Below are 25,848 nucleotides of genomic sequence, written 5' to 3'. Positions count from 1 at the left end.
AGGGCGGAGCCTCGACGCACCGGCCTCACCCGAGCGCGAAATTCATTGTGATCTCGGCGTTGAGCACCTTCGAGACCGGGCAGTTCTTCTCGGCAAGGCGGGCCAGTTCCTCGAACTTGGCCTTGTCGATGCCCGGCACCTTGGCGCTCAGGGTCAGGGCCGATTTCGAAATCTTGAAGCCCGCGCCCTCGGGATCGAGAGACACCACCGCCTCTGTCGCAAGCTCGGTCGGCGTGAAGCCCGCGCCCTGAAGCTGGAAGGCCAGCGCCATGGTGAAGCACCCGGCATGGGCCGCCGCGATCAACTCCTCCGGATTGGTCCCCTTTTCATTCTCGAAACGGGTCTTGAAGGAATAGGGCGTTGCCGACAGCACACCGGAATCCGTCGTGAGGTGGCCTGTGCCATCCTTGCCGGTGCCCTGCCAAACGGCCTTTGCCTTGCGGTTCATGAGGTTCTCCTTAACGGTTGCGCTCCATGATGTAGGACAGCGTGCCCATGGCACCAGTCCCAAGTGCGTGAAACACTCCTTGGCGCGGATGCCAGGGACGACATGTTAGAGGACGGACTTTCCGACGGATCGTTTTTGCATGAGTGATGTGATCAAGACGCGCGTTCAGGCGTATCTGCGCCCAAGGCTCCTGGGGGCCACGGTCGCCGCCGTGATGGTGTTCGCGGCCCTGCCGGATATCCTTCTGAAAAGCTCGCGGATTCTCGTCGCTTGGGATGTTGGCGTGATCATCTATCTGGTGCTGGCCGCGCTCATGGCCGCCCGCTCATCCATCGGCCGGATGCAGAACCGGGCGAGCGTCGAGGATGAGGGAGCGGCTGTCATCCTCCTCCTCACGCTGACCGCGGCGATCGCCAGTCTCGGCGCGATCGCGGTCGAGCTTTACGGCATCCACGACGATAAGTCGGGTCTGCAGGCCTTCCGTCTCGCAGTGGCCGCCGTCACCATCCTGTGCTCGTGGTTCTTCGTGCACACGATCTTCGCCATCCATTACGCGCATGAATACTACGGCGATGCGGGCGAGCGGCAGGGCCTGACCTTTCCGCATCATTCCAAGCCGGATTACTGGGATTTCATGTACTTTTCGGTCAATCTGGGCGCGGCGGCGCAGACGTCGGATATCATCATCGTGTCGAAGCGCATGCGCCGCTTCGCGCTCGGACACTCGATCCTCTCGTTCCTGTTCAACACCACGATTCTCGCGCTTGCGGTGAATGTGGGGGCGGGGCTGATCTAAGCTCAGGACCTATTAATTCCGCATGATCTGTGATTCACGGTGTCCGGGATGATGTCGTGATGGGTGTCTGCATCGCAGAGCCGCAGCCTATGACAACCCAGATGAGCCAGAGCCTCCGCTAAATCAATTCGCCATCTGCCTAAATTTATCTGATGACCGACATGTTGACCACTAATTCCCAAGGGGAATCGTGCTAACTACATATCGACACTTCTTCATCGATAGAATGCAAAGGCGGTAAATTATGTGCTTGAGCTGCAGTCTCACGGAGACATTTGGGCGCTTTGTGTCTGCTGCAACTAATAAACCGCATCCGACCTTTCAACTGACCGTTAACCGCCGCCGCTTTGTCAGTGGAAGCATGGCTTGCGCGGCAGTTGCATCTTCCGCGATTCTTGGGTCATCTCCTGCCTGGTCCCAACGGGCAGCCAAAACCGAGGCCGACGACGTCAGCGGGCCGCCAACCGTGATTTTTCGGGGCGGAACTGTCTATACCGTCAATCCGGACAGGAAAATCGCTGAAGCCGTCGCCGTTCGAGGCAAGCGAATTCTTGCCGTTGGAACGAATTCCGAGATCGACAAACTCGCAGGATCGACAACGAAGATCGTTGAGCTCGAGGGCCGCATGGTGCTGCCGGGCTTCGTAGAGGGCCATACTCATCCACTCCTGGGCTCGTTCTTTGCCTCCGGTCTGAACCTTCAATTGCCGACGCTCGACGATGCCCTCAAACTGATCGCAGGCTACGCCAAGGATAATCCTACCGGGTTGCTTCGGGGCTTCGGCTGGCGGGTCGATATGTTTCCGCCCGAAGGGCCCAATAGGGCCGATCTGGATCGGATCCTCCCTGACAGGCCGGCCTTCTTCTTCGCCATTGACGGCCACAGCCTGTGGGCGAATACCAAGGCGCTTGAGATGGCAGGCATCAATCGGGATACTCCCGACCCGATCCCGGACTTCAGCTACTTCGTCCGAGACGCCAATGGCGATGCGACCGGTTATATCCTGGAGGTCCCGGCGGTCCTCGCAACGGTCAACGCAATCGAACCGATTTCGATCAGCGCAATGGGCCGCTATCTGGAAGGCTGGTTGCCTCTGGCGGCAGCCGCCGGAATTACCAGTGTTTACGATGCCGGCGTCCCCCCGATCGGCGACGATGAAGGGGCCTTGATCGAGCTATACACGGCCTTGGAGCAGCAGGGGCGCCTGCCATTCCGCGTGGTGGCCTCCAGCATGATGAAGGGGCCACCGGTAGACAAAGCGGCACAGAATGCAGTCGCTCTGCGCAAGCGCATTGATACCGAACTGGTCCAGGCGCGGGTGATGAAGATTGTCGCCGACGGGACCGCCGAAGGATACACGGCGCTTTTGCTTGAGCCTTATGCGGACAGGCCGGACACGATTGGCCAATCTCCGTTCTCTCAAGAGCAGTTGACGCAGATGGTCATGGATGCCGAGGCCGTTGGCATCGATGTCCATATACATGCATGCGGCGAGGGGACGACCCGAATGGCACTGAACGCCATTGAAGCGGCGATCGCTGCGAAGCCCGACTATAACCGGCGACACACCATCGCCCATCTGGTTCTGGTCGATGACGCCGACATGCCGCGTTTTGCCAAGATTGGCCTGACCTCGCAGTATTCCGGAAACTGGATGTGCGCCGATCCCTCTTCGGTGGAAACCCTGATCGAGCGGATTGGTGTCGAGCGACAGAGCAAGATTTACCGGGTTCGCTCTACCCTTGAATCAGGTGCGCGTGTTTCCTTTGGCACGGACTGGCCGGGTGCGGGATACTTCGCAACCTACAAGCCGCTTGATGCGATCCAGATCGCTGTTACACGCCAGTCGATTGGCAAGCCGGATGCGCCCGTCCTTGGACCAGCGGCCGAGAAGCTGGATGTAGAGCAAGCGATCCATGCCAACACCATGGGAGCGGCCTATCAACTACGGCTGGAGAATCAGGTGGGTTCGATCGAGGCGGGTAAGCTGGCGGACCTGATCGTGCTCGAGAAGAATATCCTCTCTGTCGACGTGCACAGTATCGCAAGTGTACACGTGGACATGACCATGATGAATGGCCGCTTTACCCACGGAGGAGCCGCATAAGCCACCCGTCGGGAGCAGGAAGTCTAGGTTCCCTGATGCCGCGTGATCTTTGCGGGCAACCGCATTCCACTTGCCCTGATCACGCTTGCGCGTCCTCAAGTTCCTCGTCGACGACGCGGCGTGCCACATCGAACCGGAAACCCGCGCGAGCAAGCGCTGCCAGATCCTTGTCGCGATAGGGCGCTCGTTCCCCCGGCCGAAAGGGCCCAAGCTTGCGGCGACGGGCGAAGGCGCGGGCGGCGCTGTCCTCGTCGCCCTCCTCGCCGTCGAGAGCTGCGGCGATGGTTGCGCGATCGACACCCTTGGCGGAGAGCTTCGCCTGAATGGCGCGGGCCGAGCCGCCCCGGCGGCGCAAGGTGGCCACGCGGGCCTGCGCGTAGCGTGTGTCGTCGATCAAGCCGACGCGCAGGCTTGTGGCGACGACCTCGTCAATCATCTCATGAAAAGCCGCCGGGTCCTCGCCCCTCAGGCGGCAGCGTTTGTCGACCTTGCGCCGCAGCACGCGGCGCAGGTTATCGGCCGAGGACGCATAGCGTTCGAGATAGGCCAAAGCCGCCCGCTGCAAATAGGCGGGCGTGACCTGTCGCGGCGGCTTGCGGATCGGCGCGGCGTCGTCCGTCATGCGGGCGGTTGTTGGGGTAGAGAGTCCGCTCCGTTCTCCACCCGTCCGCTGCGCTGCAATTGCAGTGCCACAAACCAGCACAGACACGCCCAGGCGGCACCAACGGACCATCCTGCGAGCACGTCGCTCGGCCAATGGACGCCGAGATAGACGCGGCTGATACCGACGAGCAAGGTCATGGCGACCGCGAGTCCCATGATGAAGACCTTGATGCGGCGGCTCTCCTCCACCCGGGTCAGCAGCGCGCCCAGCGTCAGGAAGGTGACGGCGGACAGCATCGCATGGCCGCTCGGAAAACTCGCCGTATAGACGCGCGCCGCATGTGGCACGAGATCGGGGCGCGGCCGATCGAAACCGAGTTTGAGAATTGTGGACAGCAATGTGCCGCCGAGAACCGCGACGATCACCAGAAGCGCTGCCCCTCGTTTCTTCGCCATCAGCAGATAGACGATCGACGCCAGCGTGACGATGGTCAGGACCGCATAGCCGCCCAATCCCGTGATATCGCGCGCGGCTTCCTCCAACCACGACGGCCCGAGCGGGTCGGCCGGGTTTTGCGGGTTGCGCAGAGCCAGCAGCAGCGCGGTGTCGAACCCATGCGTCTCCCCTTCGCGCACCTCGCCTGCGAGGCCCAGGAAAGCCCAGGCGAACAGCCCGAACCCGGCAAGCGAGATCAGAGCACTGATTTCATTGAGGCGAAGGCGCAGCCAAAGCCGGGTGGCGGGAGCAAGAACGGAGGTCATCGGAGAAGAATAGGGTCCTTGTGGTGCGCTGGCGAGAGGCGTGTGTCGTGTCCGCTCTCCTTGTTCGGTCTCGGCCGTCGAATAGTGCAACTCTCCTCCCCCTTGTGGGGAGGAGTTGGAGGTGGGGGTGTGAGCGCCATCATCGAACCAGGTAGCGCCGCCCCCCACCCTAACCCTCCCCGCAAGGGGGAAGGGATAAGCGCTACGCTCAAAACCTTCGTTTCTAAACCCCGAGCCGCCCCTTCCACGCCTTCGGCGCGGCCATGTCGCGAAGGCCGAGCCAACCCGCCATCAGGCGCAGTTCGTCGCCAAGAGCAGGCGCGATCTCGTCAGGCGCGGCGTGATGCTCGGGATGGATCGAGTGGACGATCAGGCGTCCCGCCGCGCGATCCGCCTTCAGGTCGAGGCGGGCGACGATGTCCTCGCCGAGTAGGAAGGGCAGGCAGTAATAGCCGAATTCGCGCTTTTCGGCTGGGGTATAGATTTCGATCCGGTAGTGAAAATCGAACAAGCGCTCCGTGCGCGTGCGCTCCCACACGATGGGATCGAAAGGCGAAACCAGCGCGCGGGCAGCGATGCGCCTGGGAATGCGCGCCTGGGGGTCGAGATAGACCGGACCGCTCCAGTCCTCGACAGTAACCGGGAGAAGGTCTCCCGCCTCGATCAGTTCGGGAATGCGCGCCTTGGCATCCCCCGGACTGAGGCGGAAATAGTCTCGCAGACAGCGTTCGCTGGCGATGCCGAGAGCCCGGATGGAGAGCTTGAGAAGCTCACGCTGCGCCTCCTCCTCCGACGGCGTCGGGGCGTTGAGGATGGCGGCGGGCAGCACCCGCTCCGGCAAATCGTAGAGCCGCTCGAACCCGCGTCTGGTGGCGGTCGTGACCTCGCCGGCCCAGAACAGCCATTCGAGCGCCCGCTTGCCGTCGCTCCAGCCCCACCACGAGCCCTTCCCCTTGCCGCCACCCGTCAATTCGCCCGCACTGAGCGGGCCCCGCGCGGCGATCTCGCGGCGGACTTCCTCAATGAAGGCGCGTTTCTCCTGCCCGAACCGGGCGATGCCGCCATAGGTCCCCTCGCCGCGCGCCGCGCGCGCCATGCGCCAGCGGAACAGGGGATGGAGGTCGAGACGAATCAGCGACGCCTCGTGCCCCCAATATTCGAACGTGGCGCGCTTTTTCGGGTGATAGGCGACCTTTTCCAGAAGCTCGCGCTCATAGGCTCCCAGGCGCGAGAAAAGCGGCATGTAGTGGGCACGCACCAGCACATTGACCGAATCGATCTGCAGCAGATGCGAGCGGTCGAGCGCGCGCGTGAGATGCCGGACGGTCGGCCGGGTCGGCCGCGTTTCGCCGAAACCTTGCGCGGCGAGAGCGATGCGGCGGGCCTGGGAGAGAGACAGACGGGTGCGCTGAGCCATGCGGAACATTCCAAGAACCTCGCCACAGCTAGCGCGATGCTTGGGCGTTCGGCAAGCCTTCTTCCCGAAACCTGCTTTCGGATTTACAGTCCAAGTGTCGGTTTTCGACCCGAACGCATGGCTGCCCTGCAGCGGGGTTTAGGACAAGATAACGGTTGTCCCGTAAACCATCTGCCCGTAACGCGATGGACACGATGGATCAGTCAACGACCAAGACCCTGGAGCAACAACCGAGGCTCGCCCTGAGCCAAGGGGAAATCCGCAAGATCATCTTCGGCGTCATGCTGGCGCTGCTGCTCGCGGCGCTCGATCAGACCATCATCGCGACGGCGTTGCCGACCATCGGCCGCGAGCTTGGCGATCTGGAACATCTGCCATGGGTCGTGACGGTTTATCTCCTGACCGCGACCGCCGTGACCCCGCTCTACGGCAAGTTCAGCGACAGTCACGGCCGACGCATCACCATGCTGATCGGCATCGTCATCTTCATCGTCGGTTCCGTCGCCTGCGCGGTCGCGCCGAACATGCTCGTGCTGATCCTCGCGCGTGGCGTGCAGGGCCTGGGCGGCGGCGGCCTGATCGCGCTCGGTCAAACCATCGTTGCCGACCTCGTCCCGCCGAAGGAACGAGCGAAATATCAGGTCTATTTTGCCAGCGTGTTCATGACCGCAAGCCTTCTTGGCCCGGTTCTCGGCGGTTTCTTCGCGGAGCACCTGCACTGGTCGGTGATTTTCTGGATCAACCTCCCGCTCGGCTTGATCGCCTTCATCATCGCCTTCCATGGGTTGAAAAAACTGCCGCGCTTCGACCGGCCGCACAAGCTCGACCTGTTGGGCGCGCTGCTCCTGGTCGCCGCCACCGTCTCGCTGCTTCTGGCCTTGAGCTGGGGCGGCTTGCGCTTTCCGTGGGGGTCGCTGCCGATCGTAAGCCTTTTCGCCGGCTCGGGGTTGCTCTGGGTGCTGTTCTGGGCGCGCATGAAGGCCGCGCCTGAGCCGCTGATCCCGCCGGGCGTCTTGCACAATCCCGTGGTGCGCATGGGCACGCTCGCCGCTTGTTTCGGCATGGGCACCTATATCGGCCTCACCATTTATCTGCCGGTCTATTTCGAGGCGGTTCGCGGTCTTACCGCGAGTGAATCGGGCCTGGCGCTCATCCCGCTCATGGCCGGCACCGTCATGGGCGCGACCCTGTCCGGGCGCACCATGGCCAAGGTGAAGCACTACAAGCGCCTGCCTCTCGCCGGACTGCTCGTCGCCATGGCGGCGACCGGAGTTCTCACGGCATTCAGCTCGCGGCTTCCGATTTCCGGTATCGAGGTCGTGCTCGCCATCATCAGCATGGGGCTCGGGACGCTCTTGCCGGTTTCGACGGTCGCGATCCAGAACGCGGTCGCGCCGCATCAGCTCGGCACCGCGACCGGCACCGCGAATTTCTTCCGCTCGCTCGGCGGTGCGTTGATCGTCGCGATCTTCGGCGCCATCGTGCTGAGCGGCGCCAATCTCGATGGCGCCGCGAGTTTTGAGACGCTGTCCGCCTCCGTCGCGAAAAGCGGTGTCAACCTCGCCGACATCTTCACCTATGTGTTCCTGGCGGCGGTGGCCGGTTTCGGCCTCTCCTTCCTCTTCCTGCTCGCGATGGAGGAGCGGCCATTGCGCGGCAGCGCGATCAAGGCCGCCGAAGCGGCTGTCGCGGATTGAAACTTAAAGCAGAGACTCAACGTACGGGCTCATGCCCTAATCCAGCGTCTGCCGGAACCGGGCGACCGCGAGCGCCATCGCGGCGAGGGTGAAGAGGGCCAGAGCCAGAACATCAAGCTGCAGGTCAACGAAGGTCGCGCCTTTCAGCATGATGCCGCGCACGATGCGTAAGTAATGAGTCAGCGGCAGCACTTCACCGAAGTTCTGCGCCCATTGCGGCATGCCCCGGAACGGGAACATGAATCCCGACAAAAGCATGTTGGGCAGGAAGAAGAAGAACGACATCTGCATCGCCTGCAGCTGGTTCGTCGCGATGGTCGAGAAGGTGTAGCCGACGGACAGGTTGGCGACGATGAAGAGCAGCGTCAGCGCGATGAGAAGAGGCAGGCTGCCTTCGATGGGCACCCCGAACAGAAGCCGCGCCGCACTCAGGATCAACGTCATCTGCAAGCCGCCGACCACCACATAGGGCGCGATTTTGCCGAGCATGATCTCGACCGGCCGGATCGGCATGGCGAGCAGGCTCTCCATGGTGCCGCGCTCGATCTCGCGGGTCACGGAAAGACCGGTGAAAATCAGCATGGTCAGCGTCAGGATCGTGCCCATCAGGCCGGGCACGATGTTGAGCCGCGTCTCGATGGCCGGATTGTAGCGCAGGTGAACACGCAAATCGTAAGGCGGCTTCTTGGGCGCAAGGCTTGCGGCAGCACCCGTCAACTCGCGAGAAAAGACGGTTTGCGACAAGCCGTTGAGAGCAGCCACCGCGCTTCCCGTGGCGGTCGGATCGGTGGCATCCGCGATCACGAGGATCGCCGGCCTGTCACCCCGGATCAGGTCGCGCCCGAAATGCGCCGGGATCTGCACACCGAACTGCACCTTGCCTGACAGAATGAGGTGGTCGAGATCCTCCTCGCTCGATGCGGATGTGCTGATGTCGAAATAGTCGGTGGCGCGCATCGCAGCGAGAAAGGAGCGTGCAAACGAACTGTCGTCCTGGATCAGCACGGCAGTCGGCAGATGCCGCGGATTGGTGTTGATGGCGGTGCCGAACAGGAGCAACTGCATGAGCGGAATGAAGATCATCGTCGCAAACGTGATGCGGTCGCGGCGCAGCTGCAGGAACTCCTTGATGAAGGTCGCGCGCAGCCGACTGAACGAGGCGCGAAAGCCTCGCGTGCGCCGGTCGACGTCGCTTTCTACGCTCATGCGTAATTGTCCTTGGTCTTGCTCATCAGGTCGATGAACACGTCCTCGAGCGTCGGCTCGCCCTGTGTCCAGACCTGCGGACCCTCGGCGCGCAGAGTTGCCGTCGCCGTATCGAGCTTCGCGCCGTCGCGCCCGCTGACGTGAAGCTCGACGCCGAAGGGCGCGACCATGTCGACGCCGTCGAGCGTCTTGAGATACTCGGCGAGATCCGAAAGATCCGGCCCCGTCACAGTGTAGGTGGAGAGATGCGCATCGGCGACGACCTGCGCGACCGAGCCATGCGCGAGGATCTCGCCATAGGCGATATAGGTGATCTCGTGACACCGCTCGGCCTCGTCCATGTAATGGGTCGAGACGAGAACGGTCAGTCCCTCATGGGCGAGTTTGTGGATCTCGTCCCAGAAATCACGCCGCGCCTTGGGATCGACGCCCGCCGTCGGCTCATCGAGAAGAAGCAGTTCAGGTTGGGGCAGAATACAGGCGCCGAGTGCGAGGCGCTGCTTCCACCCGCCCGACAAGTCGCCGGCGAGCTGATCGGCGCGGTTCTCGAGGCCAAGGCGCACAATGGCATCCTGCGCCGCCTGGCGCGGATGATCCAGGTTGTAGATCCGCGCCACGAATTCCAGATTCTCGCGGATCGACAGATCCTGATAGAGCGAGAACCGCTGGGTCATATAACCCACATGCCGCTTGATGTCGGCGGTCTGCGTGCGGATGTCGTAGCCCAGACACGTGCCCCGTCCGCTATCGGGCGTCAGAAGTCCGCAAAGCATGCGAAGCGTCGTGGTCTTGCCGCTGCCATTGGGGCCGAGGAAGCCATAGATCAGGCCCTTGTGCACCTGCATGGTCAGGTTTTTCACCACCGGCGGACCGCCGAAGGATTTGGTCAGGCCCTCGACGTCGATGACGATGTCCGATTCCGGCTCGGTTGCGACCGCCTGCGCGCTCATGAGCGTTTCTCCGGCGGGATAACGCTCACCGGTTGGCCAACCGGCAAAACATAGTCGCCGATCGGCGTCGCTTCGACACGGAACACGAGCTTGGCCCGCTCCTCCAGGCTGAAGATCACCGGCGGCGTGAACTCCGCGTCATGGGAGATGAAGGTGATCGCGGCGGTCAGCCCCTGCCGGCAATTGTCGCAGGTCACGCCGACCACCTCGCCGAGGGCGATGGTGGAGAGCCGGGGCTCCGGCACGTAGAAGCGGATGCGTCGGTTCCCGGGCGGTAAAAGCGAAAGCACCGGCTGGCCCGCATTGGCCACCTCGCCGGTGCGAAAATAGACGTCCTGCACCTGCGCGTCGGCGGGGGCGTAGACCTTCAGTTTCGCAAGGCGTGTCTCGGCCTGGTCGAGATTGGCTTGCGCCGCCTTGACCGCCGCTTCGGCGGCTCCGATCTCGGCGGTGCGGGCGGTAATGCGCCCGGCCTGGATCTGGCGCTGCACCGCTTCGAGCGCCGCCTTGTCCCGGTCGTTGGTCGCCTTGGCCTGATCGTATGTCGCCTTTGCACTAATGCCGCGCTCGTAGAGCGTCTTCTGGCGATCGAGGTCTGTCGTGGAGAGGGTCAGCTGCGCTTGGGCCTGCCGCTCCTGTGCTTGCAGAATGGCGATCTCTTCCGGGCGTTGCAGGGAGGCCTGGAGATTGGCGAGCTGCGATTGCGTCTGCTGGACGAGCGCCGCCGCTTGATCGCGCTGGGCGAGTTCCATCGACCCTTCGATCCGGAACAGGAACTGCCCGGCCTTGACCTGAGAGCCGGAATCGACGGTCAGGTTTTCGATGCGACCACCCGTCTCCGGGGCGGCATAGACGTAATAGCCCTCCACATAGCCTTGAAATAAATCGTTGCCGCGTTCGCTGCGCAGCACCGCCCAAACGATGGCGCCGCCGATGACGAGGATGAGCGCGAGCGCCGCGAGAAGCTTGCGGTTCATGCCGCTTCTCCCTTCAGCGCCCGCATCAGGAGCGTGAGATGCGCCTCGAACATCGCCTCCATGTCGATGGGCTCCAGTCGCTGGAACAGGTCCGACCAGATCAGCGCGGCGACGCCGGGGGCCACAATCAATTGCGGGAACCGCACCAGTTCGTCCGACTTGAACTCACCCCGCTCGACCGCGTCCCGCGCGATCCGGCGCAGCAGCCCCAGCGCGCGCGTCAGCACCTCGCGGTGATAGAAATCGGCCAATGCCGGAATGCGCTCCGCTTCCACGATCAGAAGCCGCACGATGTTGCGGCGGCGGGTGCCGAGCACTTCCTTGTTGAAGAAGCGGAACAGGGCGCGCAAGCGGTCCTCGGCGGAGGCGTCGAAAGCGGCCAGGCGCTGTTCGATCTCTTCGACAGCGCTGCCTATCCCTGAGCGTATGAGCGCCTCGAACAATCCCTGTTTCGACGGCACGTACAGATAGATCGTGCCCTTGGCGATTCCCGCCCGCGCCGCGACATCCTCCAGCCGGCTCCGCGCGAATCCTTTTTCGGAGAACACGTCGAGGGCGGCATCGAGAATGCGTAGAAATTTGACCTGCCGGTCCTCCTCGCTGCGAGCCGGTGCCCGGCGGCGAGCGAAGGCTCGCTTGCGAAGCGGTTTCGTCCTGGCGAGCACTGGCGATTTCGGCGCGCGGGGCATCTTCCATCACATGACTGACTGGCCAGTCATTTAGGAAGCGCCTTCAGCAACAGGATGGGGCATCGCGTCGCTGGCGGTGGCGTTTCGGGTGGCGCGACCCCTTTGCCTCTCCCTTGCGGGGAGGGGAATTGGCGGCGCCTGCGACCTCACGTCCCCCGCCGCCGCGCGGCAAGATTGTGGACAGGCGGAGTCGTTGTTGCCCTTTCCCGGCTTTTGCCGTGCTAGGAGAAACCGTCATCACCATCGAAGGACGGAATCGGGACAGGAATGAAGGTCGGCATCGACATGGGAATCGCGTCCTCCGGGGCGGCGTCCGGCGGCTCGGCCCTTCTCGATCTCGAGGAGCTTCTGGCGACGCGCCTGCTCGTCCAGGGCAATTCCGGCTCCGGCAAGTCGCACCTCCTGCGCCGTCTGCTGGAGCAGAGCGCGCCCCTCGTGCAGCAGGCGGTGATCGACCCCGAGGGCGATTTCGTCACGCTGGCCGACAAATTCGGCCATGTGGTGGTCGACGCCGCGCGCAGCGAGGGTGATCTTCAGCGCATCGCCGCACGGGTGCGTCAGCACCGCGTCTCGGTGGTGCTCAGCCTTGAGGGGCTCGACACGGAAGCGCAGATGCGCTGCGCGGCGGCCTTTCTGGGCGGCCTCTTCGATGCGGAGCGTGACCTCTGGTATCCGATGCTCGTGGTCGTGGACGAGGCTCAGCTTTTCGCGCCCGCCGCCGCAGGCGAAGTTTCCGACGAGGCCCGAAAAGTCTCGCTCGGGGCCATGACCAACCTCATGTGCCGTGGCCGTAAGCGCGGGCTTGCCGGGATCATCGCGACCCAGCGTCTGGCGAAGCTCGCCAAGAACGTCGCGGCGGAAGCCTCCAACTTCCTCATGGGCCGCACCTTCCTCGACATCGACATGGCCCGTGCGGCGGACCTTTTGGGCATGGAACGCCGCCAGGCCGAGATGTTCCGCGATCTGGAGCGCGGGCATTTCGTGGCCCTCGGTCCCGCCCTGTCGCGCCGTCCGGTGCCGATTCGCATCGGCGCGGTCGAAACCTCGGCGCGCAGCGGCAGCTTCAAGCTCCTGCCTCTGCCGGATCAGCCCACGGAAGATGCGCGCGACCTGATTTTCAAAGCGGGCGAGGCTGAGATCGCGTCGCGTCCCGTCATCCAGCGCCGCGCGCCCCCCCCGCCGCCGCCCGCCACCAACGATCTTCTGGCCCAGCTCGCCCGGACGCGCCCCGCCGCAGCCCCCGAGGCGCCGCCGGAGGTCACGGAAGAGTCGAAGGCCGAGCGCGCCGCAGCGCTCGATGCCATCTTGCGCGAAATTCTCGAGGATCCCGAGGCTGCGTTCCGCACGGTTGCCGTGCTTTATCAGGACTTCCTGGTCCGCTGCCGCATCCGCCGCGTCGGTGGTGAGCCGTTGAACCTGCCCGCCTTCCGCCGCCGTCTCGCGGTGGCCCGCGCCGGCGTCGATACGGCAACGGCGGAAGGATCGGAGTGGGACCGCGCAGTGGCCTTCGCGGCCGATCTGGAAGAAGACATCCAGGGCGTCTATCTGCTCTTCGCCCGCGCGGCGATGGAGAGCGCGCCTTGCCCGCCCGATGGCGAGATCGCGCGCGCCTGCGGCAGCCGTTCGCCGGGCCGCGCGCGCCGTCTTGTGGCCTATATGGAAACCCGCAACATCGTGGTGACCCGCAACGATCCGCGCGGGCTTCGCATCATCGCGCTGCCGGATCTCGGTTGGGAGACGGGTCCGGGCGATCCGAACGCGTTCGAGGAGCCGCTCCCCGCAGCCAGCCAGGATTTGTTCGCACTCGGTTCGGACGCTTAGAGCATGATCAGAACAAGCGGAAACCGGGTGTTCGCCAGGATCATGCGGCAATAAGAAATCAAGCTCTCGAGCCCTTTCCGATCCGATTGAATCGGAAAGGAGCTTTAGAGGCGGAAATCCTCGCCGAGATAAAGCCGGCGCACTTCCTCGTTCGCCACGATGGCGTCGGGGTGGCCCTCGGTGAGCACGCGGCCGGAATGGATGATGTAGGCGCGGTCGATCAGGCCGAGCGTCTCGCGGACATTGTGGTCCGTGATGAGCACGCCGATGCCGCGCCGCGTCAGGTGCCGCACGAGATTCTGAATGTCGCCGACCGCGATCGGGTCGATGCCCGCGAAAGGCTCGTCGAGCAGCATGAAGGTCGGCTCGCCGGCAAGCGCGCGGGCGATTTCGCAGCGCCGCCGCTCACCGCCCGACAGAGCGATGGAGGGCGATTTGCGCAGGCGCGTGATGTTGAACTCTTCAAGCAACGCGTCGAGCTTGCGCTCGCGCTCCTTGCGGCTCGGCTCGACGATTTCGAGCACGGCGCGGATGTTGTCTTCCACGTTGAGGCCGCGAAAGATCGAGGCTTCCTGCGGCAGATAGCCGATGCCGAGGCGGGCGCGGCGATACATCGGCAACTGTGTCACATCATGCCCATCGAGGCTGATGAGGCCACGATCCGCCGAGACGAGGCCGGTGATCATGTAGAAGATCGTGGTTTTGCCCGCGCCGTTGGGGCCGAGCAGGCCGACCGCTTCGCCAGCACGCACGTTCAGCGCCGCGTCATGCACCACGGTGCGGCCGCGATAGCTTTTCTGCAGACCCTTCACCGCCAGCACGCCGGGACCGCCGAACGTGGTCTCACTCTGCAGCCGGTCGAGGAATCCGGACTCGGCGAGATCCACATTGAGAGCGCGCCCATTCAGTGGCGCGGCGGGGGAACGGTTGAAGAAGAATTTCAAGGGACAATCGCTGCGATGGAGGGATCGAGGTGAGCGGGCATTCCGACTCAGTTCGTCGCCGGTTTCTGGGGCTTGGCCTTCGCGCCGGCCTGTCCGGCATCCTGCGAGCCGCTGCCCGGCACGAACAGCGCGCGCACGCGCCCGCCGGGGGCGTTTTCCACATTGGCGACGCCGGTATTGAGGTCATACACCACGCGCTCGCCGCGCGTGACGTTCGGCCCGTCGCTGAGGACCGCGTTGCCGATCAAAAGAATCTTGTTCGCCACGCGGTCGAAAGTGGCGTCGTTGCCGGTGGCGACCTGGGTCTTGGACACGATCGTGACCGGGCCCTTGCAGTCGATCTTCTTGATCGAGCTGTCATCCGTCTGCGGCCCCGCCGCTGCAGGTTGCGCCGAACCGCCCTGACCCTTCTTCTGCTCGTAGAGCACCGTCATGAGGCTGCAGTTCATGGTGGCGTCGCCCTGGACGGCGACCACGTTGCCTGAAAAGACCGCGCGACCTTCCTTGTCGAACACGTCGAGGCGGTCGGCGTCGATCTTGATCGGCTCCTTGCTCGCTCCGAAATTGCCGAAGCCGACGGCCCCCTTGCCGTTTGCTTGCGCCTGCGCCTGCGCGGCCTCGACCCAAAGCGGCGCGGAGAGGAGGAAGGCGCTCGCGAGCGCAGCGGATTTCAGGGTCATCATGGCCGGAAACTTGTCGGTTGCGCCGGGGGAGCCAGCAAGCTCGATCCGGCAGGAGAAGCGGGAGAGGTGGACGATTCGCGGGGCTCGAAGGTGGTGCGGACCCGGCCCTTGAAGTGCATGACCTTGCCGTTTTCGAGCACCTCGAGGCCCATGGCCTCGATAAGGCCGTTGCCGAGGGACACGGTGACGGGCTCCTCGGACAGAACGGTCCCGGCCTTGAAATCCACGAAGGCGGAGCGCAACTGCACCTCCTGGCCCGCATCCGTACGAACGCGCACCTCATGGCGCAGATTCATCTGCTCCTTCTGGGTGTCGAGGACGCCGATGAGGGCTTCGAGCCGCGCGGCGCCGCCCTTGTCGTCGGTGACGATGCGGGCGCGCAGATCCTTCAGCTCGACGAAATTCGGCTTGCGCACATCCTGCGTGGCGGCGCTGGCCGTGACCTCGTAGGGGCGATTGTCATTGCGGAATCCGGTCAGCTTCGGGCTTTCCATCGTCACATTGGTGCCGCTGACCGAGATCGGCCCCAGGGTCAGGCCCTTGATGGTGCGAAAGGGGTCGAGATACGCGATCAGGCCGATGATGACGATTGCCACAAACGCGCCGAGGGGAATCGCCCTCTTGGCGAAACGGACTCTGCGGGAGTGGCGATGCGCCTTGGAGAAGTCGCGCAAACGCGCGCCCGACTTTTCAGCCAGGCGGTCACCTCTCGTGATGCCTCTGCTTCCCGCCAATTTGTAAAGCCCCTTCCGTCTCGCATTGGGAACGGTGCCATGGCGGAAAGCCGTGGCGATGTTATGACGGATATAGGTTTTATGGGGGAAAGTTTAAGACCTCGTCAACTATGGGCGAAGATGTCGGTCTCCGGCCAGCCGATCAGGTCGAGCTGCGCGCGGGTCGGCAGGAAATCAAAGCACTGGTGGGCGATGCCGAGCCGGTTCTCCCGCTCCAGCATCCGGTCGAGCTTCTCTCTCAGGGCGTGCAGATGCAGCACGTCGGACGCCGCGTAATCGAGTTGCGCCTGGGTCAGCGTGTCCGCGCCCCAATCGGAGGATTGCTGCTGCTTGGAGAGATCGACCCCGAGCAACTCCCGCACCAGATCCTTCAACCCGTGCCGGTCCGTATAGGTGCGCACCAGCCGCGAGGCGATCTTGGTGCAATAGACCGGGCGCGGCATCACCCCGAAGGTGTGGAACAGAACCGCGAGATCGAAGCGGGCGAAGTGGAAGATCTTGACCACGCTCTCGTCAGTGAGCACGCGGATCAGATTCTCGGGGCGCGGACCGTCTTTCAGAATTTGCACCACATCCGCGGTGCCGTCGCCCTTCGAGATCTGCACCACGCAGAGCCGGTCCCGGTGCGGGTTGAGGCCCAAGGTCTCCGTGTCGATCGCAATCGCCGGGCCGGGCTGGTAATCCGCGGGCAGGTCGCCGCGATGGAAGCGCGTTGTCATCGAGAGATCCAAAAGTGCAAAAATCCAAATATCCTGGACGGGGCTGTACCCTGTCTGAGCTGGCGCAGCAACGCACGAGAAAAAGCCCCATTGGGGCGAGGCTTTCTCAACGGTGACGTCTGGGCTGCCTCAGGCAGAAAAGCTCATGCGCTTGAGTAAGCCGTCCCGCAGGACGAAATGGTGCCACAGGGCGATGAGGACATGGAGACCGGCGAGGATCAGAATGATCGTCCCGCCCTTCTCGTGCAGATCCCCGATCAGCCCCGCCGGACCCTGCACGGCGCTCGTGAGATTCGGCAGCGTGTAACCCAGAATGCTGACCGGCACGCCCATGCGCGAGGCCGCATACCAGCCGGAAAGCGGCAGGCCGATCATGAACAGGTAGAACACCCCGTGCCCAAGCTTCGCCGCCGCCTTCATGAGCGGACTCATGGTCTCGGGCAGCGCCGGCGCGCCCCTGACGAGCCGGATGGCGAGGCGCGGCACGACCAGCGCCAGCACCGAGAGCCCGAAGGCAAAATGCAGAACCGGCGGATTCACCCGAACACTCCGTCCCCCCTCGCCCGTAAACCAGGCGGCGACGATAAGAAGAGCGACGAGCCAATGCAGAACAACGAGAGCGCGGGGATAACGAGTCACGGGAACCTCCATGAGACCCCGATGCTGACCCAGTTAGTGCGACGCAGCAAATTACATGTTTGTAATGGTTCTAAGGTGGAAGGACTCGCGGAGAACTATCCCGCGCCGCGCAACTCATTCCCTCTCTGGCGATTGTACAGGCAGTCCGAGCATCGCGGCAGCCGGGTCTCAGATTGGTGCGTTTTCCTGAAGGCCCTTGATCGGCAGCATCGCCGCTATCCCAGCGAGGCTCGAGTTTCCGGCCTTGGCGGCAAAGGTCGGCCAGTTGGAGCCATCAGAATTCAGGAACGGAGGTTCGCCATGCGCCCCCTTATCGTCACCGCTGCCTTTCTCCTCGCCACGACAGGCAGCCTGCTCGCCCAGGACCGCCAGGCCGGGCACCCCGTGAAACCCGACCAGATCAAATGGATGCCCGCCCCGCCGGTCCTGCCGAAAGGCGCCGAGGCCGCGGTCCTCTCGGGCGATCCCACCAAGGCTGGGCCGTTCACGATGCGGCTGAAAGTTCCTCCGGGCTACAAGATCCCGGCGCATAGCCACCCGACCGCCGAGTTGATCACCGTTATCTCCGGCAATTTCCATGTCGGCATGGGCGACAAGCTCGACGAGGCAAAGACCGAAAACCTCGGAAGCGGCGGCTTCGTCGATCTTCCGGCCAACATGAACCACTATGCCTTCATGAGCACGAGAACCATCGTGCAGATCAACTCGGAAGGGCCCTTCGTCATCAAATACGTCAACCCGGCCGACGACCCGAGCAAGTCGCAGTGAACGCAGCTCGCGCCTTCCCGCCGTAACGATGCAAACCCGATGGGGATTGTCCTCAGCCCCGCAAACCCCATCGTTCAATCGATTTTGGGATGCTTGCCGGGACCACTCGGGCAGCTTGAGGCCACTGATTTTGCCGAATTTCTTTGCTAATCAACATGTTAGGGTGCTGCTGGCGTCCACGAGAGGACTTAGGTACCGGCAGCGGGCGCTCCAAGGCATGCTTTATAACGGTCTCGAAGAAACCTGATCAGAAGCACACGTCCTGTAATCATAGAAGTTGCGCCTCGTCATCTCTGCTCGATTTTTCTGTGGTCAACTCAACGCGACGTTAACGCGATTTTAAGCTAGGTCTTGCCGAGCGGGTTTGAGTTGGGTTCCCTTAGGGAAATACGGGGGACTCAATGAAAACGAAGAATTTGATCGCGGTATTTGCTATCGCGCCGCTTTTGCTTGCTTGTGTCAGCACCGAAACAGTCCGCTTTCAGGCGAAAAGCAATCAACAGGCGCTGATCCGAGACGGTCGCCAAGCTATCGTATCGAATCGTAAGAACTCCATCGTTCTCGTTAGTCCGGCATCTCGCGAGTTCCAATCTGGGGCTCGCCCGGTCTTTGTAGTAGGTATCAACAATCTCACCAAAAACCCGCTTGAATTTGCGGTAAGCAATATCTCTGTTCACCAGAAAGCTGCGGATGGCAGGGTTTTGGCTCTTCCGGTGAAGACCTACGAGAGTCTCGTGGCAGAGGAGCGGAATAAGCAAGTTGCACGAGCCATTCTCGTCGGTCTCGCAGCTGGTGCGAATGCTGCGGCTGCCTCGCAAGCGGGATATGGCACGGCTCGGGCTAATGTGTATTCAACGACCCACACCCCCTATGGCTCATACAACCGCGTCAGCACAGTCACGTCGTCCTATTTTGACCCGACCGCCAATGCGATTGCTCAGGCGAACGCCTCGGCACAGAACGAGGCGATGATCGCCAGCACGATTGAGCAAGGACGTCAGAACCTCTCAAGCCTTGAACAGGCGGTAATCAAGGACAACACGCTTCTTCCAGGTGAATGGTATGGTGGCCAATTGCACTTTGAGCCGCCTCAGTCCGACGGAAGCGATGCGCCGAAGACTTATCGGATCAACATTGTGGTTGGTTCTGAGGTTCACGAGGTCGAAGTAGTGCAAGAAGCCGTTAAGAGCTAACCAACCAGGCACGTCACCAGCGCTTTCACCGCTTTGGCATTCTCGCTAGACCTCGGAAGTCCTGTGGTCGCCAGTGACCGCTATTTCGGGGCCCATGAGTGCACTGAAGATTGCTCTGGTCACAAAGCCGGGTATCTCTGAGCTGAGAGCAATAGAATTACCGACTCAGCCACCTGCCCTGTATCTAGGAACTCTTGGTCATTCCACGAAGGCTGCTTGGCTTAGCCGAGCACCTGTCGTGCAGTGCCGATCAGGATGATGATGATGGCGGTGAGATTGAGTGAGACCTGCGGTCCGCCTCTCATCGCCTCACTCTTTGACATTCACCTCGAAAGCCCAAAAACAAAAAAGTCCGAGGCATGGCGTATCACCCGTGCATCGCTACGAGTGCCACCATCTCGAACCTAAGATGTTGAATTCTATGTACTAACCCTTGAAAGGGTTGGTGCCCAGGAGAGGACTCGAACCTCCACGGTGTTACCCGCTGCTACCTGAAAGCAGTGCGTCTACCAATTCCGCCACCTGGGCATGCCTTGTCGGCGAGCTTCGTTTAAGGCGGACGGGGCGGCGCGTCAATCGGGGAAAACGATCTTCCGTGCATTCCTTTTTGAAAGCCCCTACGCAAGGGGCGGCCTGTGGCGAGAGCGGGCGGGCGGTGCGCCCCCGCCCCAGCCCCTTCAAGGGGAGCATGGTCTTCCCGGAAAATCCGGATTTCCCTTTTGAGGATCATGCTCTAGAGACGTTTTAAAATTTCCACGTCCAAGGTCCGTTTATCCACGTTGGTGGAGGGACAGGAGGCTTCTCATGATCGGCGCCATTCGCACGCCAGCCCAGCAACTGGTCACGGTTTTCGGCGGTTCGGGCTTTCTCGGCCGCCAGGTGGTGCAGGCTCTGGCCAAGCGCGGTTATCGCATCCGGGTGGCGAGCCGCCGGCCTGATCTGGCGAATTTCCTGCAGCCGCTCGGCACCGTCGGGCAGATTCAGCCGATCCAGGCTAATTTGCGCGATCCCGCTTCCGTGGCCCATGCGGTGGCAAGAGCCGATCACGTCGTCAACCTGGTCGGCATTTTGCAGGAAACCGGCCGCCAGAAATTCGATTCGCTCCAGGCGCAGGGGCCTCGCCTGATCGCGCAGTCCGCTCCGCCCCGCGCGAACATCGTCCATGTCTCGGCGATCGGCGCTGATGCGAATTCCGAATCGGCCTATGCCCGCTCGAAGGCGGCAGGCGAGGCCGGGCTTCTCGAGGCTCGCCCCGACGCGATCATCGTGCGCCCCTCGCTAATGTTCGGGCCGGGCGACAACTTCTTCAACCGTTTCGCTTCGCTTGCCCGGATGCTCCCGGTCCTGCCGTTGGCGGGCGCGGATACCCGCTTCCAGCCCGTCTATGCGGGCGATGTCGCCGAACTGATCGCCAGAGCCGTGGACGGCACGGTGCCGGGCGGCCAGATCTATGAATGCGGCGGGCCGGAAATCCGCACCCTCGAGGCGCTGGTGCAATATGTGCTCGACGTGACCGAGCGCAAACGTCTGATCCTGCCCCTGCCGAATGCGGTCGGCCGCGCGCAAGGGAGCCTGATGGGCTTCCTCGACACGCTCAGCCTCGGCCTGTTGCCGCGCGAATTCGCCATGACCCGCGATCAGGCGATCCTTCTGGAGAAGGACAACGTGGTGTCCGAGAGCGCCATCCGCGAAGGCCGGACGCTGGAGGCTCAGGGCATCAGCCCGACGAATATCGAGGCAATCGCGCCGGCCTATCTGATCCGCTTCCGCAAGACCGGCCAGTTCGACCTCAAGCGCTCGACCGGCTCCAACGCCTGAGATTAACGGCCCGGACAGCCTTCCAGAGCCCATTCGCGGCTCTGGAAAGTCCTATTTTGGCGCAGACCGGATTCCCATGTCTGCAGCCAATGCACGGGCCGCGAGGCGTTTATGCAGATGGACCATCAGCGCCACGCCGAAAATCGGGGTGAGCAGGTTCAGGATCGGCACGACGACGAGCCCGGCGACGATGAAGCCCGCGGCGAATACCGTGCCCCGGTTCTCGACCCGCATCTGTGCGGCTTGCCCCGGCGACTGGAAGCGACCGGCCGCCAGCTCGAAATATTCCCGGCCGAGCAGATAGGCGTTGGCGATGAAGAACACGCTGAAATTCACGCCGGGAATGAAGAACACCAACAGCGCGACGAGGTTCACCAGCAGCGAGAGCCCCGCGAAGCGCAGGCCGTAGAGAACGGCGTGGCCCATGGGCAGCGCCCGCCCCGGCGGATCGGCGGGAAAGTCGCTGCGCTCCACCACATCCGCCACGTCATCGAGGAAGTAGCCCGCGACGATGGCCGAGATGGCGGGCAGGAGATAGATCAACGCCACGATCAGGCCGGCCCCGGCTACGAACGAGGCGAAGCCGTCGAGGAAGGGATAATCCGCGCTGATGGTGTGGTTTTGCAGGAAATAACTGAAAAGGCGCGTCAGCCCGACCCAGACGAGCGCGAGCAAAGCCGCCGTGAGGGCGAGCGATTTCCACAAGATACGCCGCAAAGCGGGCGAAAAGACCTGTCGCGCCGCCGCATAAACCGCCTGAATCAGCATTCGGCAACTCCCGCACGGGGCCTCGACACGGCGCAAAGCGGCCTGAAAACCTGTCCTGGCATGAACTCTCCTGACATGAAGGGCGGACATTACTTATGATTGACCTCGCCGCAAGACGAGGGGTGGAGGAGGCTGTGCACCCTGCCAAGCTGTCGCAAGACCCCGACGTGGTGATCGTCGGCGCGGGTTCGGCCGGCATCAGCGCTGCGCGGCGGCTTCTCGCGGCGGGCCTGAGCGTGAGCATGCTCGAAGCGCGGCACCGCATCGGCGGCCGCACCCTGACGGTTTCGTTGAGCGGCCATCCCGTCGATCTCGGGGCCCATTGGCTTCATGCCGGGCCGATCAATCCGTTGGTGAAACTCGGGCGCGAACGGGGCGAGCTGCTTCGCCGCGCGCCGGTGGAGGGGCGTCTCTTCATCAAGGGGCGGCAGGCGAGCCTCTCCGAGAGCGAGGCGTTCGGCCGGGCCTTCGCCATTGCCGACCGGGCCCTGACGCAAGCGGCCCGTGCGCCTGAGGACCAGCCCGCCGGAAAGGTGCTGCCGCCGCTCGGGCGCTTTGGCCCGCGCGTCGCCGCGATCCACGGTCTCATCTCGGGCCGCCCGCTCGACGAGGTGAGCCTGCACGATTTTCCGAGCATGGAATATGCCGACAACCTCTTCATTGCCGGCGGCCTCGGGGCCTATATCGCGCGTCTCGGCAAAGGCCTGCCGATCCGGCTCGGCACCGCCGTCCATGCCCTCGACTGGTCGGGACAGGGCGTGCGGGTGGAGAGTTCAGCCGGGACGCTGCACGCAAAGGCCGTCATCGTAACGACGCCGATGGCCCTGTTGCAGAAGGACGTGATCCGTTTCGCCCCCGCCCTGCCGCAGCCGGTCGCGGCGGCGATCTACGGCTTCGCGCAAGGGGTCTACGAGCACGTCGTCCTGCATTGGCCGGATTCGCCGTTTCGCGGGCCGGACCGGCTGGCGAGCCTCGTCGGCAAGCACCGCGAACCGCCGGGGCTTCTGACGCGCATCGATGGCGGGCCGTTTCATTTCTTCGAGCTCGACCAGCCCACAGCCGCCCTCCTCGACCACCGGGACGCCGATGCGCCGGGACGCTTCGCGCGGGCGGTTCTGGCCGAGCATTTCGGGCACAAGGCTATCCGCAACTTAAACGTTTGCCGCAGCACGACCTGGCGGCACGACCCGTGGTCGCGCGCTTCCTGGGCCGTGGTGCCGCCGGGACTTGTGGCTGTCCGCGACCAACTGAAAGAGTCGGTCGGCGAGCGGATCTGGTTTGCGGGCGAGGCGCTATCGCGCGCCCAATGGGGCACTGCCGGAGGCGCGTGGGAAGAAGGCGCGCGGGCGGCGGGGGAGATTGTGGAACGGCTGAAGACGCGGGCCTGAGAGGGCTTGGCGCATTGAGCGGGAATGCCCGGGGAGGTCTTTGGAAAGATTTGCTCTACGTCCGTTCGTGACCTGGGGCGGCGGATACGGTCCGGTTTTGCCATGCGCGGAAGCTCACAGCTGTCATGCCGTTCGGCGAAACCAGACATCACGTGCCAAGGACCCCTCACGCACGCGGGGTTGACCTAACGTAAATTCCCCTGCAATGGTCCGAACTACAAAATAAGAATATTAATCCATTCCCGCCAAAGGGGCAGCGAAGAAATGGACCGATGTACCGTCAATTTGGCGGACTATCCTGATCTGGTCGTTCTTTATCTCGGGATGCGGGTGAATACACTTCGCGGGGTGCCGACACTGCTCCGGTTCGGACCTAAAATCTGGGCCGTTGCCGACAATCCGCCGGATGGCCTGCTGGCACACGATAACATCATCTATTCCCTTTTTCCTCTCCATATCGGGATGCGTCAGTATTGGCGGAGCTTCGAGAGCCTTGAGACCTGGGCAAGAAGCGAACCCCACCGTCAGTGGTGGCAAACGTTCCTCAGAGACCCGAAAGGGACCGGCTTCTGGCACGAAGCGTATTTCATGCAGGGGGGAATGGAGACCGTATCGGTCAACGTGCCGGCGCAACTAGGACTTCGAAAATTCGCGCCGGAAGCACCCGCGAAGGGATCTATGTTTTCCGCACGATTACGGGCAGCGCGCGACGGGCAAGCAAGCTCTCCCGCTCCAGTGTCGGAAGACGAGCTTTACCGAAATGGGCATTGAGATGAAGGAACCTTCCATGCGCGCTCATTCGTGCCTGGTTCAAGTATTCGGGACGCTCCTCGCTCTCACTGCTCCAGCCTGTGCCTATGCCGGCCCGATCAATGTCAACATCAACGGTTTGCGCAACGACGTCGGCGTTATCCGCTGTGGTTTGTTCGCCTCCGCTGATGGGTTCCGGGTGCCCGGACGCGAACTGCGCGAAGTCGTCAGCAATATCAATGCCGGGAAGGCTCATTGCGCTTTCAATTCCGTTCCTGACGGATCCTACGCAATTGCCGTTTTTCACGCGCAGAACAACGAGAAGACACTGGAAACCGGGTTGTTCGGGCAACCCAAGCAGGGGGTTGGCTTCTCCCGCAACCCATCGATCACATTTGGTCCGCCGAGCTTTTCGAGCGCCTCTTTCCCGGTGAACGCAAAGCCGGTCAACATCCAGATCGAGATGAAATACTGAGCGCGGCTCCGGTTTTCAGGACCGGACCATCCCAACAAGCATTGTCTGGCAAACTCTTACGAAACTTCAAACGACAAGGGGGCAAAATTGGTCCGACGAAAGGCAGGAGCTAGGAAGCAAGGGCTGTTGCTCTCCGCAGGGATTCTCGCGTTTACCGCGGTCGGTGGAAGCGCGCTGGCTGCAGATGTCGCGTCACCGGCGGCAAACCCGATCTTCGATCCAACTCCTCTCTGGTCTGGTTTCCATCTCGGAATCAATGCCGGGGGCGGCTTTTCAAAAGCGACCTCGGATTTTCGCTATAATCATGGCCCGGTTTTCGGAGCTGTGCCGAACCGGTTCTCTGGCCTGATCGGTGGCATCGGCGCCGGCTACGACTGGCAAGCGGGAGCGATTGTCCTCGGCGCGGAGACTGATTTCCAGTTGGCGGGTGGCCACGGAAGAAAGGCCGCGACTTGTCCAACCGGCTTCTGTGGCGCGGCGATCGACGCGAGCTACACTCAGGATCTTTCCTGGTTCGGAACCGTGCGTGGTCGTCTCGGGTATAGTGCGGGAAACTGGCTTGCCTATGTGACGGGCGGTTATGCGTATGCGAGGCTCGAAACCAAGGCCGTTGCCGTTGCACCCATTGGCGCTGCAAGCGCGAGCTGGAACGAGCTCAAGAATGGATGGGTTCTCGGCGGTGGCGTGGAGGTGATGCTCGCGCCTGGATGGAGCGCGAAAATCGAGGGTCTCCACCTCGGGTTTGGCGAAACAACCAAGACCTGGTCGCCCGCTGCGGCAACCACCATAACCGAGACCAGCCATTTGAAGACCAATCTCGTTCGAGGCGGAGTGAACTATCATTTCTAGGGTCTGATAAGAGCCGATGCGGCGTTCCGATGACCCGACCGGCTCGCGAGCCTTTTGGGCTGCCATCGCGAACCGCTGGGGCTTCTGACGCATCGATGGCGGGCCGTTTCATTTCTTCGAACTCGATCAGCCGCAGCCTCAGCAAAAGGCAGCAATTAGTTATTCCGCTTTGCTGATGTTGCGGTAGCGGCGAAGCAGAGCATACCCGCCTGCGATCAGCAGGAAGGGCAGGCCAGCGCCGGCAACCGGTCCAGGAGCGCCCCTGCTCGACCCGCTGTGCCCGCTGCCGTTAGAGCCCCCTTGCCCGACGCCTTGGCTGCCCTGGCCGCCACCGCCATTGCCGCCTTGGCTGCCGTGGTCACCCCACGATACCCATGAGCGGTGCCATTTCCCCATGGCTTGGGCTGGCAAAGCATATGAGCCACTCAGAGCACAGAACGCGGCCGCGCTGATAAGAATTTTTGTCCAAGGGCGCATAAGAATCATCCCAAGAAGTAGAAAGCACCCAATCCTGCTCTTAGAACCGCTATTCGCAAAATGCCAAAGGGAAGTATGTTTCTAAATTTTAGATTGAGATCGGCTGAAAATCTAACTCGAAAGGCGTAGATTACTTCACTCGCATTAAACTTAGCCTTGATCCTAGCAGA

26 protein-coding genes and 1 tRNA gene are annotated in these 25,848 nt (G+C 62.7%); 11 read left to right on the top strand and 16 right to left on the bottom strand.

Translation table 11 applies throughout. The features are described from left to right. Positions 1-25 precede the first annotated feature (25 nt). A complete protein-coding gene (locus I2H38_RS07845; protein WP_196271248.1) occupies positions 26-448 on the bottom strand; it encodes an OsmC family protein in 423 nt (140 codons plus the stop codon). Positions 449-587: 139 nt separating this feature from the next. On the opposite strand from I2H38_RS07845, the gene I2H38_RS07840 reads away from it, so the two are divergent. Then, a complete protein-coding gene (locus tag I2H38_RS07840) occupies positions 588-1,244 on the top strand; it encodes a DUF1345 domain-containing protein (RefSeq protein ID WP_196271247.1) in 657 nt (218 codons plus the stop codon). A gap of 286 nt (positions 1,245-1,530) precedes the next feature. Continuing rightward, positions 1,531-3,351 (top strand): amidohydrolase, encoded by a 1,821-nt coding sequence (locus tag I2H38_RS07835; RefSeq protein WP_324617361.1) that lies wholly within the window; start codon positions 1,531-1,533, stop codon positions 3,349-3,351. Positions 3,352-3,430: 79 nt separating this feature from the next. Here I2H38_RS07835 and I2H38_RS07830 read toward each other — a convergent pair whose 3' ends face one another. The 3 genes from I2H38_RS07830 to I2H38_RS07820 all read right to left on the bottom strand — a co-directional run bounded on the left by I2H38_RS07830 (position 3,431) and on the right by I2H38_RS07820 (position 6,133). Further along, a complete protein-coding gene (locus I2H38_RS07830) occupies positions 3,431-3,973 on the bottom strand; it encodes a regulatory protein RecX (protein WP_196271245.1) in 543 nt (180 codons plus the stop codon). After that, complete coding sequence (locus tag I2H38_RS07825) at positions 3,970-4,716, bottom strand: phosphatase PAP2 family protein (RefSeq protein WP_196271244.1); 747 nt, start codon at positions 4,714-4,716, stop codon at positions 3,970-3,972. Before I2H38_RS07825 ends, I2H38_RS07830 begins: the two co-directional genes overlap by 4 nt. Before the next feature lie 223 nt (positions 4,717-4,939). Further along, entirely contained in the window at positions 4,940-6,133 is a 1,194-nt protein-coding gene (locus tag I2H38_RS07820) for a winged helix-turn-helix domain-containing protein (RefSeq protein WP_196271243.1), read from the bottom strand. A gap of 185 nt (positions 6,134-6,318) precedes the next feature. Here I2H38_RS07820 and I2H38_RS07815 point away from each other — a divergent pair, with 185 nt between their 5' ends. Next, positions 6,319-7,830, top strand: coding sequence for an MDR family MFS transporter (locus I2H38_RS07815; protein ID WP_196271359.1), 1,512 nt, complete (start codon positions 6,319-6,321; stop codon positions 7,828-7,830). Positions 7,831-7,866: 36 nt separating this feature from the next. Here the strand turns inward: I2H38_RS07815 and I2H38_RS07810 are convergent, their stop codons facing one another. Genes I2H38_RS07810 through I2H38_RS07795 form a run of 4 tightly spaced genes read right to left on the bottom strand, consistent with a single transcriptional unit; the run spans position 7,867 to position 11,652 of the window. Further along, positions 7,867-9,036, bottom strand: coding sequence for an ABC transporter permease (locus I2H38_RS07810; RefSeq protein WP_196271242.1), 1,170 nt, complete (start codon positions 9,034-9,036; stop codon positions 7,867-7,869). Then, complete coding sequence (locus I2H38_RS07805; protein ID WP_196271241.1) at positions 9,033-9,986, bottom strand: ABC transporter ATP-binding protein; 954 nt, start codon at positions 9,984-9,986, stop codon at positions 9,033-9,035. Before I2H38_RS07805 ends, I2H38_RS07810 begins: the two co-directional genes overlap by 4 nt. Next, on the bottom strand, positions 9,983-10,963 hold the full coding sequence (locus I2H38_RS07800) for an HlyD family secretion protein (RefSeq protein ID WP_196271240.1): 981 nt from the start codon (positions 10,961-10,963) through the stop codon (positions 9,983-9,985). The genes I2H38_RS07805 and I2H38_RS07800 overlap by 4 nt, the downstream gene beginning before the upstream one ends. Beyond that, positions 10,960-11,652, bottom strand: coding sequence for a TetR/AcrR family transcriptional regulator (locus I2H38_RS07795; RefSeq protein ID WP_196271239.1), 693 nt, complete (start codon positions 11,650-11,652; stop codon positions 10,960-10,962). Before I2H38_RS07795 ends, I2H38_RS07800 begins: the two co-directional genes overlap by 4 nt. Before the next feature lie 267 nt (positions 11,653-11,919). Between I2H38_RS07795 and I2H38_RS07790 the strand changes: the two genes are divergently transcribed. Beyond that, positions 11,920-13,473 carry a helicase HerA domain-containing protein gene (locus tag I2H38_RS07790; protein ID WP_196271238.1) on the top strand — a complete coding sequence of 518 codons (1,554 nt, stop codon included), beginning with the start codon at positions 11,920-11,922 and terminating at the stop codon, positions 13,471-13,473. A gap of 104 nt (positions 13,474-13,577) precedes the next feature. Here the strand turns inward: I2H38_RS07790 and lptB are convergent, their stop codons facing one another. The 5 genes from lptB to I2H38_RS07765 form a co-directional block, all read right to left on the bottom strand. Next, positions 13,578-14,468: an LPS export ABC transporter ATP-binding protein gene (gene lptB / locus I2H38_RS07785; RefSeq protein WP_407664046.1), complete on the bottom strand. Its 891-nt coding sequence runs from the start codon at positions 14,466-14,468 to the stop codon at positions 13,578-13,580. Beyond that, positions 14,465-15,100, bottom strand: a complete 636-nt coding sequence (locus I2H38_RS07780) for an LptA/OstA family protein (RefSeq protein WP_229426583.1) — start codon at positions 15,098-15,100, stop codon at positions 14,465-14,467. The genes lptB and I2H38_RS07780 overlap by 4 nt, the downstream gene beginning before the upstream one ends. Then, positions 15,097-15,834, bottom strand: coding sequence for an LPS export ABC transporter periplasmic protein LptC (gene lptC, locus I2H38_RS07775; protein ID WP_196271237.1), 738 nt, complete (start codon positions 15,832-15,834; stop codon positions 15,097-15,099). Before lptC ends, I2H38_RS07780 begins: the two co-directional genes overlap by 4 nt. 104 nt (positions 15,835-15,938) lie before the next feature. Continuing rightward, entirely contained in the window at positions 15,939-16,553 is a 615-nt protein-coding gene (locus I2H38_RS07770) for a ribonuclease D (protein WP_196271236.1), read from the bottom strand. Between the two features lie 129 nt (positions 16,554-16,682). Continuing rightward, positions 16,683-17,192: a cytochrome b gene (locus tag I2H38_RS07765; protein ID WP_324617360.1), complete on the bottom strand. Its 510-nt coding sequence runs from the start codon at positions 17,190-17,192 to the stop codon at positions 16,683-16,685. Between the two features lie 300 nt (positions 17,193-17,492). Here I2H38_RS07765 and I2H38_RS07760 point away from each other — a divergent pair, with 300 nt between their 5' ends. Continuing rightward, positions 17,493-17,960 (top strand): cupin domain-containing protein, encoded by a 468-nt coding sequence (locus I2H38_RS07760; RefSeq protein ID WP_196271234.1) that lies wholly within the window; start codon positions 17,493-17,495, stop codon positions 17,958-17,960. 401 nt (positions 17,961-18,361) lie between these two features. After that, complete coding sequence (locus I2H38_RS07755; protein WP_196271233.1) at positions 18,362-19,153, top strand: hypothetical protein; 792 nt, start codon at positions 18,362-18,364, stop codon at positions 19,151-19,153. 443 nt (positions 19,154-19,596) lie between these two features. Here the strand turns inward: I2H38_RS07755 and I2H38_RS07750 are convergent. Continuing rightward, positions 19,597-19,681 (bottom strand) — tRNA-Leu (locus I2H38_RS07750). 276 nt (positions 19,682-19,957) lie between these two features. Here I2H38_RS07750 and I2H38_RS07745 point away from each other — a divergent pair. Then, on the top strand, positions 19,958-20,971 hold the full coding sequence (locus I2H38_RS07745) for a complex I NDUFA9 subunit family protein (RefSeq protein ID WP_196271232.1): 1,014 nt from the start codon (positions 19,958-19,960) through the stop codon (positions 20,969-20,971). A gap of 51 nt (positions 20,972-21,022) precedes the next feature. On the opposite strand, the gene I2H38_RS07740 is transcribed toward I2H38_RS07745, so the two are convergent. Continuing rightward, positions 21,023-21,739, bottom strand: coding sequence for a sulfate transporter family protein (locus I2H38_RS07740; RefSeq protein WP_196271231.1), 717 nt, complete (start codon positions 21,737-21,739; stop codon positions 21,023-21,025). Positions 21,740-21,834: 95 nt separating this feature from the next. Here I2H38_RS07740 and I2H38_RS07735 point away from each other — a divergent pair, with 95 nt between their 5' ends. The 4 genes from I2H38_RS07735 to I2H38_RS07720 all read left to right on the top strand — a co-directional run bounded on the left by I2H38_RS07735 (position 21,835) and on the right by I2H38_RS07720 (position 25,201). Continuing rightward, complete coding sequence (locus I2H38_RS07735) at positions 21,835-23,127, top strand: flavin monoamine oxidase family protein (RefSeq protein ID WP_196271230.1); 1,293 nt, start codon at positions 21,835-21,837, stop codon at positions 23,125-23,127. A 285-nt stretch (positions 23,128-23,412) separates the two neighbouring features. After that, entirely contained in the window at positions 23,413-23,898 is a 486-nt protein-coding gene (locus tag I2H38_RS07730) for a DUF4188 domain-containing protein (protein WP_229426582.1), read from the top strand. A gap of 16 nt (positions 23,899-23,914) precedes the next feature. Then, on the top strand, positions 23,915-24,352 hold the full coding sequence (locus tag I2H38_RS07725; RefSeq protein WP_196271228.1) for a DUF2141 domain-containing protein: 438 nt from the start codon (positions 23,915-23,917) through the stop codon (positions 24,350-24,352). Positions 24,353-24,478: 126 nt separating this feature from the next. After that, positions 24,479-25,201: an outer membrane protein gene (locus I2H38_RS07720; protein ID WP_196271227.1), complete on the top strand. Its 723-nt coding sequence runs from the start codon at positions 24,479-24,481 to the stop codon at positions 25,199-25,201. A 159-nt stretch (positions 25,202-25,360) separates the two neighbouring features. Here the strand turns inward: I2H38_RS07720 and I2H38_RS07715 are convergent, their stop codons facing one another. After that, positions 25,361-25,597: a hypothetical protein gene (locus tag I2H38_RS07715; protein WP_196271226.1), complete on the bottom strand. Its 237-nt coding sequence runs from the start codon at positions 25,595-25,597 to the stop codon at positions 25,361-25,363. Positions 25,598-25,848: the final 251 nt, after the last annotated feature.

It is taken from the genome of Microvirga alba, from assembly GCF_015694465.1.
Taxonomy (GTDB): Bacteria; Pseudomonadota; Alphaproteobacteria; order Rhizobiales; family Beijerinckiaceae; genus Microvirga; species Microvirga alba.
The sequence above is the reverse complement of the archived record's forward strand: the minus strand, read 5'-3'. Positions and strand labels throughout refer to the sequence as shown.

Coding starts and splice junctions, on each gene's coding strand:
- I2H38_RS07845 (WP_196271248.1), bottom strand. CDS start 448: ATGAACCGCAAGGCAAAGGCCGTTTGGCAGGGCACCGGCAAGGATGGC.
- I2H38_RS07840 (WP_196271247.1), top strand. CDS start 588: ATGAGTGATGTGATCAAGACGCGCGTTCAGGCGTATCTGCGCCCAAGG.
- I2H38_RS07830 (WP_196271245.1), bottom strand. CDS start 3,973: ATGACGGACGACGCCGCGCCGATCCGCAAGCCGCCGCGACAGGTCACG.
- I2H38_RS07825 (WP_196271244.1), bottom strand. CDS start 4,716: ATGACCTCCGTTCTTGCTCCCGCCACCCGGCTTTGGCTGCGCCTTCGC.
- I2H38_RS07820 (WP_196271243.1), bottom strand. CDS start 6,133: ATGGCTCAGCGCACCCGTCTGTCTCTCTCCCAGGCCCGCCGCATCGCT.
- I2H38_RS07815 (WP_196271359.1), top strand. CDS start 6,319: ATGGACACGATGGATCAGTCAACGACCAAGACCCTGGAGCAACAACCG.
- I2H38_RS07810 (WP_196271242.1), bottom strand. CDS start 9,036: ATGAGCGTAGAAAGCGACGTCGACCGGCGCACGCGAGGCTTTCGCGCC.
- I2H38_RS07805 (WP_196271241.1), bottom strand. CDS start 9,986: ATGAGCGCGCAGGCGGTCGCAACCGAGCCGGAATCGGACATCGTCATC.
- I2H38_RS07800 (WP_196271240.1), bottom strand. CDS start 10,963: ATGAACCGCAAGCTTCTCGCGGCGCTCGCGCTCATCCTCGTCATCGGC.
- I2H38_RS07795 (WP_196271239.1), bottom strand. CDS start 11,652: ATGCCCCGCGCGCCGAAATCGCCAGTGCTCGCCAGGACGAAACCGCTT.
- I2H38_RS07790 (WP_196271238.1), top strand. CDS start 11,920: ATGAAGGTCGGCATCGACATGGGAATCGCGTCCTCCGGGGCGGCGTCC.
- I2H38_RS07780 (WP_229426583.1), bottom strand. CDS start 15,100: ATGATGACCCTGAAATCCGCTGCGCTCGCGAGCGCCTTCCTCCTCTCC.
- I2H38_RS07770 (WP_196271236.1), bottom strand. CDS start 16,553: ATGACAACGCGCTTCCATCGCGGCGACCTGCCCGCGGATTACCAGCCC.
- I2H38_RS07760 (WP_196271234.1), top strand. CDS start 17,493: ATGCGCCCCCTTATCGTCACCGCTGCCTTTCTCCTCGCCACGACAGGC.
- I2H38_RS07755 (WP_196271233.1), top strand. CDS start 18,362: ATGAAAACGAAGAATTTGATCGCGGTATTTGCTATCGCGCCGCTTTTG.
- I2H38_RS07745 (WP_196271232.1), top strand. CDS start 19,958: ATGATCGGCGCCATTCGCACGCCAGCCCAGCAACTGGTCACGGTTTTC.
- I2H38_RS07740 (WP_196271231.1), bottom strand. CDS start 21,739: ATGCTGATTCAGGCGGTTTATGCGGCGGCGCGACAGGTCTTTTCGCCC.
- I2H38_RS07735 (WP_196271230.1), top strand. CDS start 21,835: ATGATTGACCTCGCCGCAAGACGAGGGGTGGAGGAGGCTGTGCACCCT.
- I2H38_RS07725 (WP_196271228.1), top strand. CDS start 23,915: ATGCGCGCTCATTCGTGCCTGGTTCAAGTATTCGGGACGCTCCTCGCT.
- I2H38_RS07715 (WP_196271226.1), bottom strand. CDS start 25,597: ATGGGGAAATGGCACCGCTCATGGGTATCGTGGGGTGACCACGGCAGC.